Genomic DNA, 16154 nt, shown 5'->3' on the forward strand with positions numbered 1-16154 from the left:
CGCACGGTTATGCGGGAACTCCGCCAGCCGTTTCATTTTATTTTCATGAGGAGAGTCGTCATGGCAGCACACTGCCAGGTGACCGGAGCCGAGCCGGGCTTTGGACACAGCATTTCGCACTCGCACCGCCGCAACAAGCGCCGGTTCGACCCGAACATCCAGAAGAAGCGCTACTGGGTTCCGTCCCTGCGCCGGAATGTCACCCTGCAGGTCTCTGCACGTGGCATCAAGACCATCGACGTACGCGGCATTGACGTAGTCGTCGCCGCCATCCTGGCACGAGGAGTGAAGCTCTAGTGGCAAAGGACAAGGACGTACGTCCGATCATCAAGCTCAAGTCGACCGCGGGCACGGGTTACACCTACGTGACGCGCAAGAACCGTCGTAACGACCCGGACCGCATGGTCCTGCGGAAGTACGATCCCAAAATCCGCCAGCACGTCGAATTCCGAGAGGAGCGCTAAACACATGGCTAAGAAGTCAATGATCGCTAAGAACGAACAGCGTAAAGTCATCGTCGAGCGTTACGCCGCAAAGCGCCTCGAACTGAAGAAGGCTCTGGTTGACCCCAACTCAACCGACGAAGCTCGCGAAGCCGCACGCCTCGGCCTGCAGAAGCTGCCCCGCAACGCCTCGCCGGTCCGCCTGCGTAACCGCGACATCATCGACGGCCGCCCCCGCGGCACGTTCCAGAAGTTCGGTATCTCCCGTGTTCGCTTCCGCGACATGGCTCACCGCGGTGAGCTCCCGGGCATCACGAAGTCTTCCTGGTAATTCAGCACGCTTGTTGCCAGAGGCTTGAAGAAGGGCCGGCACCCGTTTGGGTGCCGGCCCTTCTCGCGTTAACCGCCGTTACCGTCCGGCGGTATCCGGGCGAACACGGCGGTGACGGAGCACACACTCGCAACTTCCGACGCCGGCTGCCCGGTCTGGGTGCCTGGCGGCCCGTTTTGCCCCGTCTTTCCGCGGATTCTGCCGCTCGGGGCGCCCGTGGGGGCCGATTTGTTTGGGGTCGGGTTGGTGTGTAAAGTAGTTCGAGTCGCCGCCGCTGATGCGGAAAGATAGCGACAGACCCCCTTCTAAACGGCCTGGAAAATGGTTCGCAAATTTGCGTGCTGATTTCGGGTGGGGGACCTGCTGTGTGGGACTGGCAATCGCGGAAACGTTGATTTGCTAAGGACCGCGTGAGCGGGTAAGTTTGAAAAGTTGCTCCGGAGCGATCCTCGACCGATAAATGGTTGTGGTGGTGCCGGGTGTGTCTGTTGTTTGAGAACTCAATAGTGTGCCAAGTTTGTTGATACCAATTTTTTGTATTGAATTGGTTGATTGTGCCGGATCCGCCACCCCGTGGATGGGTCCGGTGTTTTTAGCTGGTTTCAAATTTTGTGCAACCGGGTTTCCGCGTTTTCCCGTGGTTCCTGGTTGTGTCTGTTTTACTTCAACGGAGAGTTTGATCCTGGCTCAGGATGAACGCTGGCGGCGTGCTTAACACATGCAAGTCGAACGATGATCCCAGCTTGCTGGGGGATTAGTGGCGAACGGGTGAGTAACACGTGAGTAACCTGCCCTTAACTCTGGGATAAGCCTGGGAAACTGGGTCTAATACCGGATATGACTCCTCATCGCATGGTGGGGGGTGGAAAGCTTTTTTGTGGTTTTGGATGGACTCGCGGCCTATCAGCTTGTTGGTGAGGTAATGGCTCACCAAGGCGACGACGGGTAGCCGGCCTGAGAGGGTGACCGGCCACACTGGGACTGAGACACGGCCCAGACTCCTACGGGAGGCAGCAGTGGGGAATATTGCACAATGGGCGCAAGCCTGATGCAGCGACGCCGCGTGAGGGATGACGGCCTTCGGGTTGTAAACCTCTTTCAGTAGGGAAGAAGCGAAAGTGACGGTACCTGCAGAAGAAGCGCCGGCTAACTACGTGCCAGCAGCCGCGGTAATACGTAGGGCGCAAGCGTTATCCGGAATTATTGGGCGTAAAGAGCTCGTAGGCGGTTTGTCGCGTCTGCCGTGAAAGTCCGGGGCTCAACTCCGGATCTGCGGTGGGTACGGGCAGACTAGAGTGATGTAGGGGAGACTGGAATTCCTGGTGTAGCGGTGAAATGCGCAGATATCAGGAGGAACACCGATGGCGAAGGCAGGTCTCTGGGCATTAACTGACGCTGAGGAGCGAAAGCATGGGGAGCGAACAGGATTAGATACCCTGGTAGTCCATGCCGTAAACGTTGGGCACTAGGTGTGGGGGACATTCCACGTTTTCCGCGCCGTAGCTAACGCATTAAGTGCCCCGCCTGGGGAGTACGGCCGCAAGGCTAAAACTCAAAGGAATTGACGGGGGCCCGCACAAGCGGCGGAGCATGCGGATTAATTCGATGCAACGCGAAGAACCTTACCAAGGCTTGACATGGGCCGGACCGGGCTGGAAACAGTCCTTCCCCTTTGGGGCCGGTTCACAGGTGGTGCATGGTTGTCGTCAGCTCGTGTCGTGAGATGTTGGGTTAAGTCCCGCAACGAGCGCAACCCTCGTTCCATGTTGCCAGCGCGTAATGGCGGGGACTCATGGGAGACTGCCGGGGTCAACTCGGAGGAAGGTGGGGACGACGTCAAATCATCATGCCCCTTATGTCTTGGGCTTCACGCATGCTACAATGGCCGGTACAAAGGGTTGCGATACTGTGAGGTGGAGCTAATCCCAAAAAGCCGGTCTCAGTTCGGATTGGGGTCTGCAACTCGACCCCATGAAGTCGGAGTCGCTAGTAATCGCAGATCAGCAACGCTGCGGTGAATACGTTCCCGGGCCTTGTACACACCGCCCGTCAAGTCACGAAAGTTGGTAACACCCGAAGCCGGTGGCCTAACCCCTTGTGGGAGGGAGCTGTCGAAGGTGGGACTGGCGATTGGGACTAAGTCGTAACAAGGTAGCCGTACCGGAAGGTGCGGCTGGATCACCTCCTTTCTAAGGAGCACCTACAATCACCGTGCCGGGCGTTATGCCTGTGTGTCGGGGTTGTCAGGAGTACGCCCGTTGCGCAGACGTAAGTTCTGCGGCGGGTGCTCACGGGTGGAATATCAACGAATAGGTGCCTGGCGGCACAGGCCGGCAGCAAGTACGGATGGGTCCTTTCGGGGTCCCTGTCCTGGAACGCTCGCCGGAATGAACCGTTGGGTAGTGTTTGGCACACTGTTGGGTCCTGAGACAACAGGACCGGGAGGGTTTTCCTTTCCGGGGCTTGTGTTTCTGGTTTCCTGGCTGCACCGAGCGCGCATGTGATGTGTGTGGGGTGTGTGGTACGGGGTTGTTGTTTGAGAACTACATAGTGGACGCGAGCATCTTTTATAAGAAGCAATTTCCAAGAATATGAACCTGGATCTGTCCTTGCGCCTTTGGGTGTGGGGGTGGTTTCTGTGGTTCTCTCGAAATTACTCCTTGATCTTTTGTGGTCAAGTTTTTAAGAGCACACGGTGGATGCCTTGGCATTAGGAGCCGAAGAAGGACGTAGGAATCTGCGATAAGCCTGGGGGAGTCGATAACCGGACTGTGATCCCAGGGTGTCCGAATGGGGAAACCCCGCCAGACGCGCGAGTGATCTGGTGACCCGCATCTGAACACATAGGGTGCGTGGAGGGAACGCGGGGAAGTGAAACATCTCAGTACCCGCAGGAAGAGAAAACAATAGTGATTCCGTCAGTAGTGGCGAGCGAACGCGGATCAGGCTAAACCGTTCCATGTGTGATAGCCGGCGGGCGTTGCATGGTCGGGGTTGTGGGACTTTCCGTTCTGTCTCTGCCGGGACAGTGGGGTGAGAGCATGTGCATAGGTGAACGGTCTTGAAAGGCCGGCCAGAGAGGGTGTGAGCCCCGTAACCGAAATGTAGTGTGCCGCCTGGGAAGTATCCCAAGTAGCACGGGGCCCGAGAAATCCCGTGCGAATCTGTCAGGACCACCTGATAAGCCTAAATACTCCCTAATGACCGATAGCGGACCAGTACCGTGAGGGAAAGGTGAAAAGTACCCCGGGAGGGGAGTGAAACAGTACCTGAAACCGTGTGCTTACAATCCGTCGGAGCAGCCTTGTAGTTGTGACGGCGTGCCTTTTGAAGAATGAGCCTGCGAGTTAGTGTTACGTCGCGAGGTTAACCCGTGTGGGGAAGCCGTAGCGAAAGCGAGTCTGAACAGGGCGTTGCAGTGGCGTGATCTAGACCCGAAGCGAAGTGATCTACCCATGGCCAGGTTGAAGCGACGGTAAGACGTCGTGGAGGACCGAACCCACTTCAGTTGAAAATGGAGGGGATGAGCTGTGGGTAGGGGTGAAAGGCCAATCAAACTTCGTGATAGCTGGTTCTCCCCGAAATGCATTTAGGTGCAGCGTTGCGTGTTTCTTACCGGAGGTAGAGCTACTGGATGGCTAATGGGCCCTACAAGGTTACTGACGTCAGCCAAACTCCGAATGCCGGTAAGTGAGAGCGCAGCAGTGAGACTGTGGGGGATAAGCTTCATAGTCGAGAGGGAAACAGCCCAGACCACCAACTAAGGCCCCTAAGCGTGTGCTAAGTGGGAAAGGATGTGGAGTTGCGAAGACAACCAGGAGGTTGGCTTAGAAGCAGCCATCCTTAAAAGAGTGCGTAATAGCTCACTGGTCAAGTGATTCCGCGCCGACAATGTAGCGGGGCTCAAGTACACCGCCGAAGTTGTGGCATTCAGATATTAGCTAAGCCCTTGTGGTTCAGGCGTCTGGATGGGTAGGGGAGCGTCGTGTGGGCAGTGAAGTCGCGGTGGAAACCAGCGGTGGAGCCTACACGAGTGAGAATGCAGGCATGAGTAGCGAAAGACGGGTGAGAAACCCGTCCGCCGAATGATCAAGGGTTCCAGGGTCAAGCTAATCTGCCCTGGGTAAGTCGGGACCTAAGGCGAGGCCGACAGGCGTAGTCGATGGACAACGGGTTGATATTCCCGTACCGGCGAAAAACCGCCCATGCTGAACAGGGGATACTAACCGCCCGAGACCTGCCCGACACCCCTTGTGGGTGAAGGGTTTTGGTGGAGCGCGGGACCTGATCCTGGGAGGCAAGCGTATTAACAGGTGTGACGCAGGAAGGTAGCCGAGCCGGGCGATGGTTGTCCCGGTCTAAGGATGTAGGGCGAACGGTAGGCAAATCCGCCGTTCATGATGCCTGAGACCCGACGGGACCCCCGTATGGGGGGATTCGGTGATCCTATGCTGCCTAGAAAAGCATCGACGCGAGGTTTTAGCCGCCCGTACCCCAAACCGACACAGGTGATCAGGTAGAGAATACTAAGGCGATCGAGAGAATTATGGTTAAGGAACTCGGCAAAATGCCCCCGTAACTTCGGGAGAAGGGGGGCCCCTATCGTGATGGACACTAGCTGTCCGGAGCGTGCAGGGGCCGCAGAGACCAGGGGGAAGCGACTGTTTACTAAAAACACAGGTCCGTGCGAAGTCGCAAGACGATGTATACGGACTGACTCCTGCCCGGTGCTGGAAGGTTAAGAGGACCGGTTAGCCGCAAGGCGAAGCTGAGAATTTAAGCCCCAGTAAACGGCGGTGGTAACTATAACCATCCTAAGGTAGCGAAATTCCTTGTCGGGTAAGTTCCGACCTGCACGAATGGAGTAACGACTTCCCCGCTGTCTCAACCATAAACTCGGCGAAATTGCAGTACGAGTAAAGATGCTCGTTACGCGCAGCAGGACGGAAAGACCCCGAGACCTTTACTATAGTTTGGTATTGGTGTTCGGAGTGGCTTGTGTAGGATAGGTGGGAGACGTTGAAGCCCGGACGCCAGTTCGGGTGGAGTCATCGTTGAAATACCACTCTGGTCACTTTGGACATCTAACTTCGGCCCGTAATCCGGGTCAGGGACAGTGCCTGATGGGTAGTTTAACTGGGGCGGTTGCCTCCTAAAAAGTAACGGAGGCGCCCAAAGGTTCCCTCAGCCTGGTTGGCAATCAGGTGTCGAGTGTAAGTGCACAAGGGAGCTTGACTGTGAGAGAGACATCTCGAGCAGGGACGAAAGTCGGGACTAGTGATCCGGCGGTACATTGTGGAATGGCCGTCGCTCAACGGATAAAAGGTACCTCGGGGATAACAGGCTGATCTTGCCCAAGAGTCCATATCGACGGCATGGTTTGGCACCTCGATGTCGGCTCGTCGCATCCTGGGGCTGGAGTAGGTCCCAAGGGTTGGGCTGTTCGCCCATTAAAGCGGTACGCGAGCTGGGTTTAGAACGTCGTGAGACAGTTCGGTCCCTATCCGCTGCGCGCGCAGGAAATTTGAGAAGGGCTGTCCTTAGTACGAGAGGACCGGGACGGACGAACCTCTGGTGTGTCAGTTGTACTGCCAAGTGCACCGCTGATTAGCTACGTTCGGATGGGATAACCGCTGAAAGCATCTAAGCGGGAAGCTCGCTTCGAGATGAGATTTCCATACACCTTGTGTGTGAGAGGCCCCCAGCCAGACCACTGGGTTGATAGGCCGGATGTGGAAGCGAGGACTAACGACTCGTGAAGCTGACCGGTACTAATAGGCCGATAACTTACACCACACACCCCCTTCCGTGAACGGATTCAAAAGACGTTCACACCAGGGAAGAGGGTACAAAGAAACAAGACTGCTTGCGTCCACTATGTGGTTCCCAAACAACAAACCCGTTGCTAAGGAACCAAAACAACTGAATACAACACCACAGATGTTGTAACCACCAGATTTCCCACCCAGGGAACGGCTCTCACAGCCCCCAGGGTGCGGACACAGGGTTACGGCGGTCATAGCGTGGGGGAAACGCCCGGTCCCATTCCGAACCCGGAAGCTAAGACCCACAGCGCCGATGGTACTGCACCCGGGAGGGTGTGGGAGAGTAGGTCACCGCCGGACAACCATTACAGCCAGGCCCCGACACACAGTGTCGGGGCCTGCGCCATTTAACACCCAAAATGCTCCGGGAGCGTCGGCTGATGCGCGCCAGTTCGGCCGTCTTGAGCCGACGCGTCAGCGGGGAAACTTCCGGCGGTGGAGCCAGGCAAGGAGCTCAATAGCGAGACCACCGCCGATGCCCGCGGCCAGCGCCGTCACCAGCAGGCCGACCGGCGGCCAGGAGAGGATGAAGAACTCCTGCGCCAGGGGGAGGTTGAGCAGGATCACCAGTGCCGCACACATTGCCGCCAGCACTCCCACCCGGCCTGCGTTGAGCGGCCGGGAAACGACGGCCAGGATCCAGAGCCCCACCACCGAGAGGGTGAGAACCGCGGCGGAACCCATCGTTTCCGGCGTCGTTCGTCCCACGGAGGGCGCGATCGCGTTCAGCGCCAGCAGGGCGGCCGCGACAATGAGCCCCGCCGGCAGGGAGAACCAGAGGGAACGGCGCAGGAACCCTGGCTTGTACCGACGGGCGTTGGGCATCAGGGCCAAAAAGAAGGCGGGGATGCCGATGGTCAGGCCGTCGGTAAAGGACAACTGGCGGGGCAGGAACGGGAAGGGCCACTGCAGCAGACCGAAAGTGACGGCGATGGCGATCGAGTATGCCGTCTTGCTGAGAAAGAGGCTCGATACCCGTTCGATGTTGGCGATGACGCGCCGGCCTTCCGCGAGCACTTCCGGGAGCCGGTCAAAGCGGCCGTCGAGCAGGACCAGGCGCGCAACCGCCTTGGTAGCGGGCGCGGCAGAGTCCATGGCAATGCCAAGGTCCGCGGTCTTCAGGGCGAGGGCGTCGTTGACGCCGTCTCCGGTCATTGCCACCGTATGGCCGCGCCGTTGGAGGGCGGCGACCATGTCTTTCTTCTGGTCGGGACTGACCCGGCCGAACACGATGTTGCTTGCCATCACCTCCTCAAGAAGCAGCGGATCCTCGGGCAGATCGCGGGCGTCGAAGCCCTGGGCGACCTCGAGGCCGACCCGGCGTGCGATGGCCGCGACGGTTCGCGGGTCGTCGCCGGAAATGATCTTCAGCTCCACACCCTCCGCGCGGAAGAAGTCCAGCGTCTCGCGGGCGTCGGAACGCGGCTCTTCCCGGAACGTGAGGAGCGCGACGGGCCGGAGTCCGTCAGGCAGGGTCGCCGACTTTCCCGCACCCGGCAGCCCGTCCGCTCCGGCCAGAAGCAGCGTCCGCAGGCCGGCGCGGGCCAGCTCGCCGGCCTGTTCCAGGACCTCCGCGTGGCCGGCCGGGGCCAGGACCATTTCCGGCGCACCCAGAATCCAGGTAGGCGTCGTGCCGTTGTTGCCGCCGAAGGTCACCCCGCTCCACTTCCGGGAGGAGGAGAACGGAACATACGAGACGGACTGGAACCCGCCGTCGTCCTCAAACGCGGCGGCAAGGCTGCGGGCCGTGGCGTTCGCCTCGGGTTCGGTGGCGAACCAGCCGAGGGCCTGTTGCCAGCCACGGTCCGGCGCGGCGGTCAGCGGGTGGACGGCCTCGAACCTGAGCCCGCCCTCGGTCAGGGTGCCCGTCTTATCCATGCACAGGATGTCCACCCGGGCGAGCCCTTCGACGGCTGCGAGCTCCTGGATGAGCACCTTGTGTCCGGCGAGCCGGAGTCCACCGACGGCAAACGCCACGCTGGTCAGCAGCACCAGTCCCAGAGGAACCATGGCGATCACACTGGCGATGACGCCTACCATTGCTGCGGTCCAGGCGCCGGTGGCGATGGCATCCTGCCAGCCGCCCCGTGCCTGGAGTTCGCCGTTGATCACCACGAGTCCGACGGGCAGGATCCCCCAGGCGATCCAGCGGAGGACACGGTTGAGGCTGTTGCGGATCTCCGAGTTCACAAGGGAGAAGCGGCGTGCGTCCGCGGTGAGCCGGCTGGCAAACGACTCGGCGCCCACTCTGGCCACCCGGGCCTTGCCGTGCCCGGCCACAATGATGGAGCCGGAAAGCACATCGGTCCCGGGATCCTTGTCAACGGGATCCGATTCGCCGGTGAGGAGGGACTCGTCGGCTTCGAGCCCGGCCGCTTCGAGTACCGCGGCATCCGCAGTGACCTGGTCGCCGGCGCGCAGGACCAGGACATCGTCACGCACGACGTCGGCCGTGGCGATCTCGAGGATCTTGCCGTCGCGCAGCACTCGCGCGCGCGGGGCATCCAGGACCGCGAGGCGGTCCAGGGATCTCTTCGCCCTAAACTCCTGGACGGCGCCGATCACGGCGTTTCCGGCAGCCGCCAGTCCGAAGAGCGCATCCTGCCAACGGCCCACGAGCAGCAGGACAAGGAAGCTCGTTCCCACGATCGCGTTGAAGAGCGTAAGGACGTTGGCGCGGAAGATCTGCCACAGGCTCCGGCTGGTCTTATCGGGAACGCGGTTGTCCAGTCCGCTTTCGACGCGGGCAGCGACCTCGTGTTCCGAGAGTCCGTTCACGGCAGGGCCGGACACAGGTCGATGGAGCAAAGCTGGGTCCTGGCGCCGGCGGTCTGCCCTCATCAGCTGATACTAACCGGCCCGGCGGTAGGACGTGATGGAGCATACGGCCCTAATCCACGACGACGGCGCCGCTGGGGGCACGGTGCCGGGGCGGGTTTGCGATTGCCGCCGGCTGGGTGTATTGTTTTCTAAGTCGCCACGAGGGAGACCAGCGGAAATGCTGGAGTACCGGAGGCGGCCAATCCCCCAAATTAATTCAAAACCAAGGTCTTCCGACGCTTCAGGCGCTAGAAGAATTCTGGTGGGGCTGGTTCGTCTGCTGATGCAGGTCCGGAAGACCGGATTTGCATCGGAGGCTGGGACCGGGTAGGTTTGAAAAGTTGCTCCGGAGCGATCCTCGACTGGTTTTGTGGTTGTGGTGGTGCCGGGTGTGTCTGTTGTTTGAGAACTCAATAGTGTGCCAAGTTTGTTGATACCAATTTTTTGTATTGAATTGGTTGATTGTGCCGGATCCGCCACCCCGTGGATGGGTCCGGTGTTTTTAGCTGGTTTCAAATTTTGTGCATTGTGTGTATCCCGTTTTCCCGGGGGCGCATGGTGTGTCTGTTTTACTTCAACGGAGAGTTTGATCCTGGCTCAGGATGAACGCTGGCGGCGTGCTTAACACATGCAAGTCGAACGATGATCCCAGCTTGCTGGGGGATTAGTGGCGAACGGGTGAGTAACACGTGAGTAACCTGCCCTTAACTCTGGGATAAGCCTGGGAAACTGGGTCTAATACCGGATATGACTCCTCATCGCATGGTGGGGGGTGGAAAGCTTTTTTGTGGTTTTGGATGGACTCGCGGCCTATCAGCTTGTTGGTGAGGTAATGGCTCACCAAGGCGACGACGGGTAGCCGGCCTGAGAGGGTGACCGGCCACACTGGGACTGAGACACGGCCCAGACTCCTACGGGAGGCAGCAGTGGGGAATATTGCACAATGGGCGCAAGCCTGATGCAGCGACGCCGCGTGAGGGATGACGGCCTTCGGGTTGTAAACCTCTTTCAGTAGGGAAGAAGCGAAAGTGACGGTACCTGCAGAAGAAGCGCCGGCTAACTACGTGCCAGCAGCCGCGGTAATACGTAGGGCGCAAGCGTTATCCGGAATTATTGGGCGTAAAGAGCTCGTAGGCGGTTTGTCGCGTCTGCCGTGAAAGTCCGGGGCTCAACTCCGGATCTGCGGTGGGTACGGGCAGACTAGAGTGATGTAGGGGAGACTGGAATTCCTGGTGTAGCGGTGAAATGCGCAGATATCAGGAGGAACACCGATGGCGAAGGCAGGTCTCTGGGCATTAACTGACGCTGAGGAGCGAAAGCATGGGGAGCGAACAGGATTAGATACCCTGGTAGTCCATGCCGTAAACGTTGGGCACTAGGTGTGGGGGACATTCCACGTTTTCCGCGCCGTAGCTAACGCATTAAGTGCCCCGCCTGGGGAGTACGGCCGCAAGGCTAAAACTCAAAGGAATTGACGGGGGCCCGCACAAGCGGCGGAGCATGCGGATTAATTCGATGCAACGCGAAGAACCTTACCAAGGCTTGACATGGGCCGGACCGGGCTGGAAACAGTCCTTCCCCTTTGGGGCCGGTTCACAGGTGGTGCATGGTTGTCGTCAGCTCGTGTCGTGAGATGTTGGGTTAAGTCCCGCAACGAGCGCAACCCTCGTTCCATGTTGCCAGCGCGTAATGGCGGGGACTCATGGGAGACTGCCGGGGTCAACTCGGAGGAAGGTGGGGACGACGTCAAATCATCATGCCCCTTATGTCTTGGGCTTCACGCATGCTACAATGGCCGGTACAAAGGGTTGCGATACTGTGAGGTGGAGCTAATCCCAAAAAGCCGGTCTCAGTTCGGATTGGGGTCTGCAACTCGACCCCATGAAGTCGGAGTCGCTAGTAATCGCAGATCAGCAACGCTGCGGTGAATACGTTCCCGGGCCTTGTACACACCGCCCGTCAAGTCACGAAAGTTGGTAACACCCGAAGCCGGTGGCCTAACCCCTTGTGGGAGGGAGCTGTCGAAGGTGGGACTGGCGATTGGGACTAAGTCGTAACAAGGTAGCCGTACCGGAAGGTGCGGCTGGATCACCTCCTTTCTAAGGAGCACCTACAATCACCGTGCCGGGCGTTATGCCTGTGTGTCGGGGTTGTCAGGAGTACGCCCGTTGCGCAGACGTAAGTTCTGCGGCGGGTGCTCACGGGTGGAATATCAACGAATAGGTGCCTGGCGGCACAGGCCGGCAGCAAGTACGGATGGGTCCTTTCGGGGTCCCTGTCCTGGAACGCTCGCCGGAATGAACCGTTGGGTAGTGTTTGGCACACTGTTGGGTCCTGAGACAACAGGACCGGGAGGGTTTTCCTTTCCGGGGCTTGTGTTTCTGGTTTCCTGGCTGCACCGAGCGCGCATGTGATGTGTGTGGGGTGTGTGGTACGGGGTTGTTGTTTGAGAACTACATAGTGGACGCGAGCATCTTTTATAAGAAGCAATTTCCAAGAATATGAACCTGGATCTGTCCTTGCGCCTTTGGGTGTGGGGGTGGTTTCTGTGGTTCTCTCGAAATTACTCCTTGATCTTTTGTGGTCAAGTTTTTAAGAGCACACGGTGGATGCCTTGGCATTAGGAGCCGAAGAAGGACGTAGGAATCTGCGATAAGCCTGGGGGAGTCGATAACCGGACTGTGATCCCAGGGTGTCCGAATGGGGAAACCCCGCCAGACGCGCGAGTGATCTGGTGACCCGCATCTGAACACATAGGGTGCGTGGAGGGAACGCGGGGAAGTGAAACATCTCAGTACCCGCAGGAAGAGAAAACAATAGTGATTCCGTCAGTAGTGGCGAGCGAACGCGGATCAGGCTAAACCGTTCCATGTGTGATAGCCGGCGGGCGTTGCATGGTCGGGGTTGTGGGACTTTCCGTTCTGTCTCTGCCGGGACAGTGGGGTGAGAGCATGTGCATAGGTGAACGGTCTTGAAAGGCCGGCCAGAGAGGGTGTGAGCCCCGTAACCGAAATGTAGTGTGCCGCCTGGGAAGTATCCCAAGTAGCACGGGGCCCGAGAAATCCCGTGCGAATCTGTCAGGACCACCTGATAAGCCTAAATACTCCCTAATGACCGATAGCGGACCAGTACCGTGAGGGAAAGGTGAAAAGTACCCCGGGAGGGGAGTGAAACAGTACCTGAAACCGTGTGCTTACAATCCGTCGGAGCCTCCGCAGCTTGCTGTGTAGGGGTGACGGCGTGCCTTTTGAAGAATGAGCCTGCGAGTTAGTGTTACGTCGCGAGGTTAACCCGTGTGGGGAAGCCGTAGCGAAAGCGAGTCTGAACAGGGCGTTGCAGTGGCGTGATCTAGACCCGAAGCGAAGTGATCTACCCATGGCCAGGTTGAAGCGACGGTAAGACGTCGTGGAGGACCGAACCCACTTCAGTTGAAAATGGAGGGGATGAGCTGTGGGTAGGGGTGAAAGGCCAATCAAACTTCGTGATAGCTGGTTCTCCCCGAAATGCATTTAGGTGCAGCGTTGCGTGTTTCTTACCGGAGGTAGAGCTACTGGATGGCTAATGGGCCCTACAAGGTTACTGACGTCAGCCAAACTCCGAATGCCGGTAAGTGAGAGCGCAGCAGTGAGACTGTGGGGGATAAGCTTCATAGTCGAGAGGGAAACAGCCCAGACCACCAACTAAGGCCCCTAAGCGTGTGCTAAGTGGGAAAGGATGTGGAGTTGCGAAGACAACCAGGAGGTTGGCTTAGAAGCAGCCATCCTTAAAAGAGTGCGTAATAGCTCACTGGTCAAGTGATTCCGCGCCGACAATGTAGCGGGGCTCAAGTACACCGCCGAAGTTGTGGCATTCAGATATTAGCTAAGCCCTTGTGGTTCAGGCGTCTGGATGGGTAGGGGAGCGTCGTGTGGGCAGTGAAGTCGCGGTGGAAACCAGCGGTGGAGCCTACACGAGTGAGAATGCAGGCATGAGTAGCGAAAGACGGGTGAGAAACCCGTCCGCCGAATGATCAAGGGTTCCAGGGTCAAGCTAATCTGCCCTGGGTAAGTCGGGACCTAAGGCGAGGCCGACAGGCGTAGTCGATGGACAACGGGTTGATATTCCCGTACCGGCGAAAAACCGCCCATGCTGAACAGGGGATACTAACCGCCCGAGACCTGCCCGACACCCCTTGTGGGTGAAGGGTTTTGGTGGAGCGCGGGACCTGATCCTGGGAGGCAAGCGTATTAACAGGTGTGACGCAGGAAGGTAGCCGAGCCGGGCGATGGTTGTCCCGGTCTAAGGATGTAGGGCGAACGGTAGGCAAATCCGCCGTTCATGATGCCTGAGACCCGACGGGACCCCCGTATGGGGGGATTCGGTGATCCTATGCTGCCTAGAAAAGCATCGACGCGAGGTTTTAGCCGCCCGTACCCCAAACCGACACAGGTGATCAGGTAGAGAATACTAAGGCGATCGAGAGAATTATGGTTAAGGAACTCGGCAAAATGCCCCCGTAACTTCGGGAGAAGGGGGGCCCCTATCGTGATGGACACTAGCTGTCCGGAGCGTGCAGGGGCCGCAGAGACCAGGGGGAAGCGACTGTTTACTAAAAACACAGGTCCGTGCGAAGTCGCAAGACGATGTATACGGACTGACTCCTGCCCGGTGCTGGAAGGTTAAGAGGACCGGTTAGCCGCAAGGCGAAGCTGAGAATTTAAGCCCCAGTAAACGGCGGTGGTAACTATAACCATCCTAAGGTAGCGAAATTCCTTGTCGGGTAAGTTCCGACCTGCACGAATGGAGTAACGACTTCCCCGCTGTCTCAACCATAAACTCGGCGAAATTGCAGTACGAGTAAAGATGCTCGTTACGCGCAGCAGGACGGAAAGACCCCGAGACCTTTACTATAGTTTGGTATTGGTGTTCGGAGTGGCTTGTGTAGGATAGGTGGGAGACGTTGAAGCCCGGACGCCAGTTCGGGTGGAGTCATCGTTGAAATACCACTCTGGTCACTTTGGACATCTAACTTCGGCCCGTAATCCGGGTCAGGGACAGTGCCTGATGGGTAGTTTAACTGGGGCGGTTGCCTCCTAAAAAGTAACGGAGGCGCCCAAAGGTTCCCTCAGCCTGGTTGGCAATCAGGTGTCGAGTGTAAGTGCACAAGGGAGCTTGACTGTGAGAGAGACATCTCGAGCAGGGACGAAAGTCGGGACTAGTGATCCGGCGGTACATTGTGGAATGGCCGTCGCTCAACGGATAAAAGGTACCTCGGGGATAACAGGCTGATCTTGCCCAAGAGTCCATATCGACGGCATGGTTTGGCACCTCGATGTCGGCTCGTCGCATCCTGGGGCTGGAGTAGGTCCCAAGGGTTGGGCTGTTCGCCCATTAAAGCGGTACGCGAGCTGGGTTTAGAACGTCGTGAGACAGTTCGGTCCCTATCCGCTGCGCGCGCAGGAAATTTGAGAAGGGCTGTCCTTAGTACGAGAGGACCGGGACGGACGAACCTCTGGTGTGTCAGTTGTACTGCCAAGTGCACCGCTGATTAGCTACGTTCGGATGGGATAACCGCTGAAAGCATCTAAGCGGGAAGCTCGCTTCGAGATGAGATTTCCATACACCTTGTGTGTGAGAGGCCCCCAGCCAGACCACTGGGTTGATAGGCCGGATGTGGAAGCGAGGACTAACGACTCGTGAAGCTGACCGGTACTAATAGGCCGATAACTTACACCACACACCCACCCGGGCAAACGGGTTCAAAAGCGTTTGCCACCAACGGGCGGGTACAAAGAAACAAGACTGCTTGCGTCCACTATGTGGTTCCCAAACAACAAACCCGTTGCTAAGGAACCAAAACAACTGAATACAACACCACATGTTGTAACCACCAGATTTCCCACCCGGGCCGGCTCTCACAGCCCCCAAGGGTGCGGAGCAAGGGTTACGGCGGTCATAGCGTGGGGGAAACGCCCGGTCCCATTCCGAACCCGGAAGCTAAGACCCACAGCGCCGATGGTACTGCACCCGGGAGGGTGTGGGAGAGTAGGTCACCGCCGGACATACATTAGGTCGAGAGCCTCCAACCACCAGGTTGGAGGCTCTCCCCCTTTAACACCCAATACACCCAACGCCGGGCGGCGGACGGCCCGTCGCCCCGGCTGGCGACAATCGTAACCGGCCCCGCGGAGGGCCTGTCGACCCTGCGGGCGCCCACCAGGGTGTCGGAGCTTCCGCTGACGGCTGAAAAGCGGCGCCGAAAGCCCTCGGAATCCGGAAATTTTCCCAAAAAAGGGCGAAAACACGCGGAATTTGCCACCTCGGGGGCGGCAAGCTGGTAAGTTTTCGAAGAGTGGCTTGCACGCATGCCGCGTGCAGGCTTCAGAAATTAGAACCGTCCAGGAGGACATAAATGGCTAAGAACCGTAGTGAACTTGTTGCAGAGGTAGCTGGCAAGGCCGGCACCAGCCAGGCAGCCGTCAACTCCGTGCTCGATGCACTGTTCGAGGTTTTCGAGACCTCTGTCGCCGCGGGCGAAAAGATCACCATCCCGGGCTGGCTCGCCGTCGAGCGCACCGACCGTGCAGCCCGCACCGGCCGCAACCCGCAGACCGGCGAGACCATCCAGATTGCCGCTGGCCACAGCGTCAAGCTGACCGCCGGCTCCAAGCTGAAGGCTGCAGTCGCCAAGAAGAAGTAGTCTTCTTCGAACGCTTGAAAGGAGCGGCAACCTGCGGGTTGCCGCTCCTTTTGCGT

Annotated in this window: 5 protein-coding genes and 6 rRNA genes; 10 read left to right on the forward strand and 1 reads right to left on the reverse strand. The window is 58.4% G+C overall.

Going from position 1 to position 16154, the window contains the following annotated elements:
• The first annotated feature begins 60 nt into the window (after positions 1–60).
• The 6 genes from rpmB (at position 61) to rrf (ACZ5Z0_RS10480) (ending at position 6899) form a co-directional block, all read left to right on the forward strand.
• Positions 61–297: a 50S ribosomal protein L28 gene (rpmB, locus tag ACZ5Z0_RS10455; protein ID WP_011693744.1), complete on the forward strand. Its 237-nt coding sequence runs from the start codon at positions 61–63 to the stop codon at positions 295–297.
• Entirely contained in the window at positions 297–464 is a 168-nt protein-coding gene (gene rpmG / locus ACZ5Z0_RS10460; protein ID WP_056737121.1) for a 50S ribosomal protein L33, read from the forward strand. Before rpmB ends, rpmG begins: the two co-directional genes overlap by 1 nt.
• Positions 465–468: 4 nt before the next feature.
• Entirely contained in the window at positions 469–774 is a 306-nt protein-coding gene (gene rpsN / locus ACZ5Z0_RS10465; RefSeq protein ID WP_043485315.1) for a 30S ribosomal protein S14, read from the forward strand.
• Between the two features lie 664 nt (positions 775–1438).
• A 16S ribosomal RNA gene (locus ACZ5Z0_RS10470) occupies positions 1439–2963 on the forward strand.
• Between the two features lie 483 nt (positions 2964–3446).
• A 23S ribosomal RNA gene (locus ACZ5Z0_RS10475) occupies positions 3447–6570 on the forward strand.
• Positions 6571–6782: 212 nt separating this feature from the next.
• Positions 6783–6899: ribosomal RNA gene (gene rrf, locus ACZ5Z0_RS10480) — 5S ribosomal RNA — on the forward strand.
• The 16S, 23S and 5S rRNA genes sit together here, the layout of an rRNA operon.
• 114 nt (positions 6900–7013) lie before the next feature.
• Here the strand turns inward: rrf (ACZ5Z0_RS10480) and ACZ5Z0_RS10485 are convergent.
• Positions 7014–9377, reverse strand: coding sequence for an HAD-IC family P-type ATPase (locus ACZ5Z0_RS10485; protein ID WP_464108363.1), 2364 nt, complete (start codon positions 9375–9377; stop codon positions 7014–7016).
• Between the two features lie 616 nt (positions 9378–9993).
• Here ACZ5Z0_RS10485 and ACZ5Z0_RS10490 point away from each other — a divergent pair.
• The 4 genes from ACZ5Z0_RS10490 (at position 9994) to ACZ5Z0_RS10505 (ending at position 16098) form a co-directional block, all read left to right on the forward strand.
• Positions 9994–11518: ribosomal RNA gene (locus ACZ5Z0_RS10490) — 16S ribosomal RNA — on the forward strand.
• A 483-nt stretch (positions 11519–12001) separates the two neighbouring features.
• Positions 12002–15135, forward strand: a 23S ribosomal RNA gene (locus ACZ5Z0_RS10495).
• Positions 15136–15343: 208 nt separating this feature from the next.
• Positions 15344–15460, forward strand: a 5S ribosomal RNA gene (rrf, locus tag ACZ5Z0_RS10500).
• 350 nt (positions 15461–15810) lie between these two features.
• Entirely contained in the window at positions 15811–16098 is a 288-nt protein-coding gene (locus ACZ5Z0_RS10505; RefSeq protein ID WP_011776355.1) for an HU family DNA-binding protein, read from the forward strand.
• Positions 16099–16154: the final 56 nt, after the last annotated feature.

This window comes from Arthrobacter sp. T2-23, assembly GCF_055398325.1.

Excerpts from the sequence above, each read along its gene's own strand:
- rpsN (WP_043485315.1), top strand. The coding sequence starts at position 469 with ATGGCTAAGAAGTCAATGATCGCTAAGAACGAACAGCGTAAAGTCATC.
- ACZ5Z0_RS10505 (WP_011776355.1), top strand. The coding sequence starts at position 15,811 with ATGGCTAAGAACCGTAGTGAACTTGTTGCAGAGGTAGCTGGCAAGGCC.
- rpmB (WP_011693744.1), top strand. The coding sequence starts at position 61 with ATGGCAGCACACTGCCAGGTGACCGGAGCCGAGCCGGGCTTTGGACAC.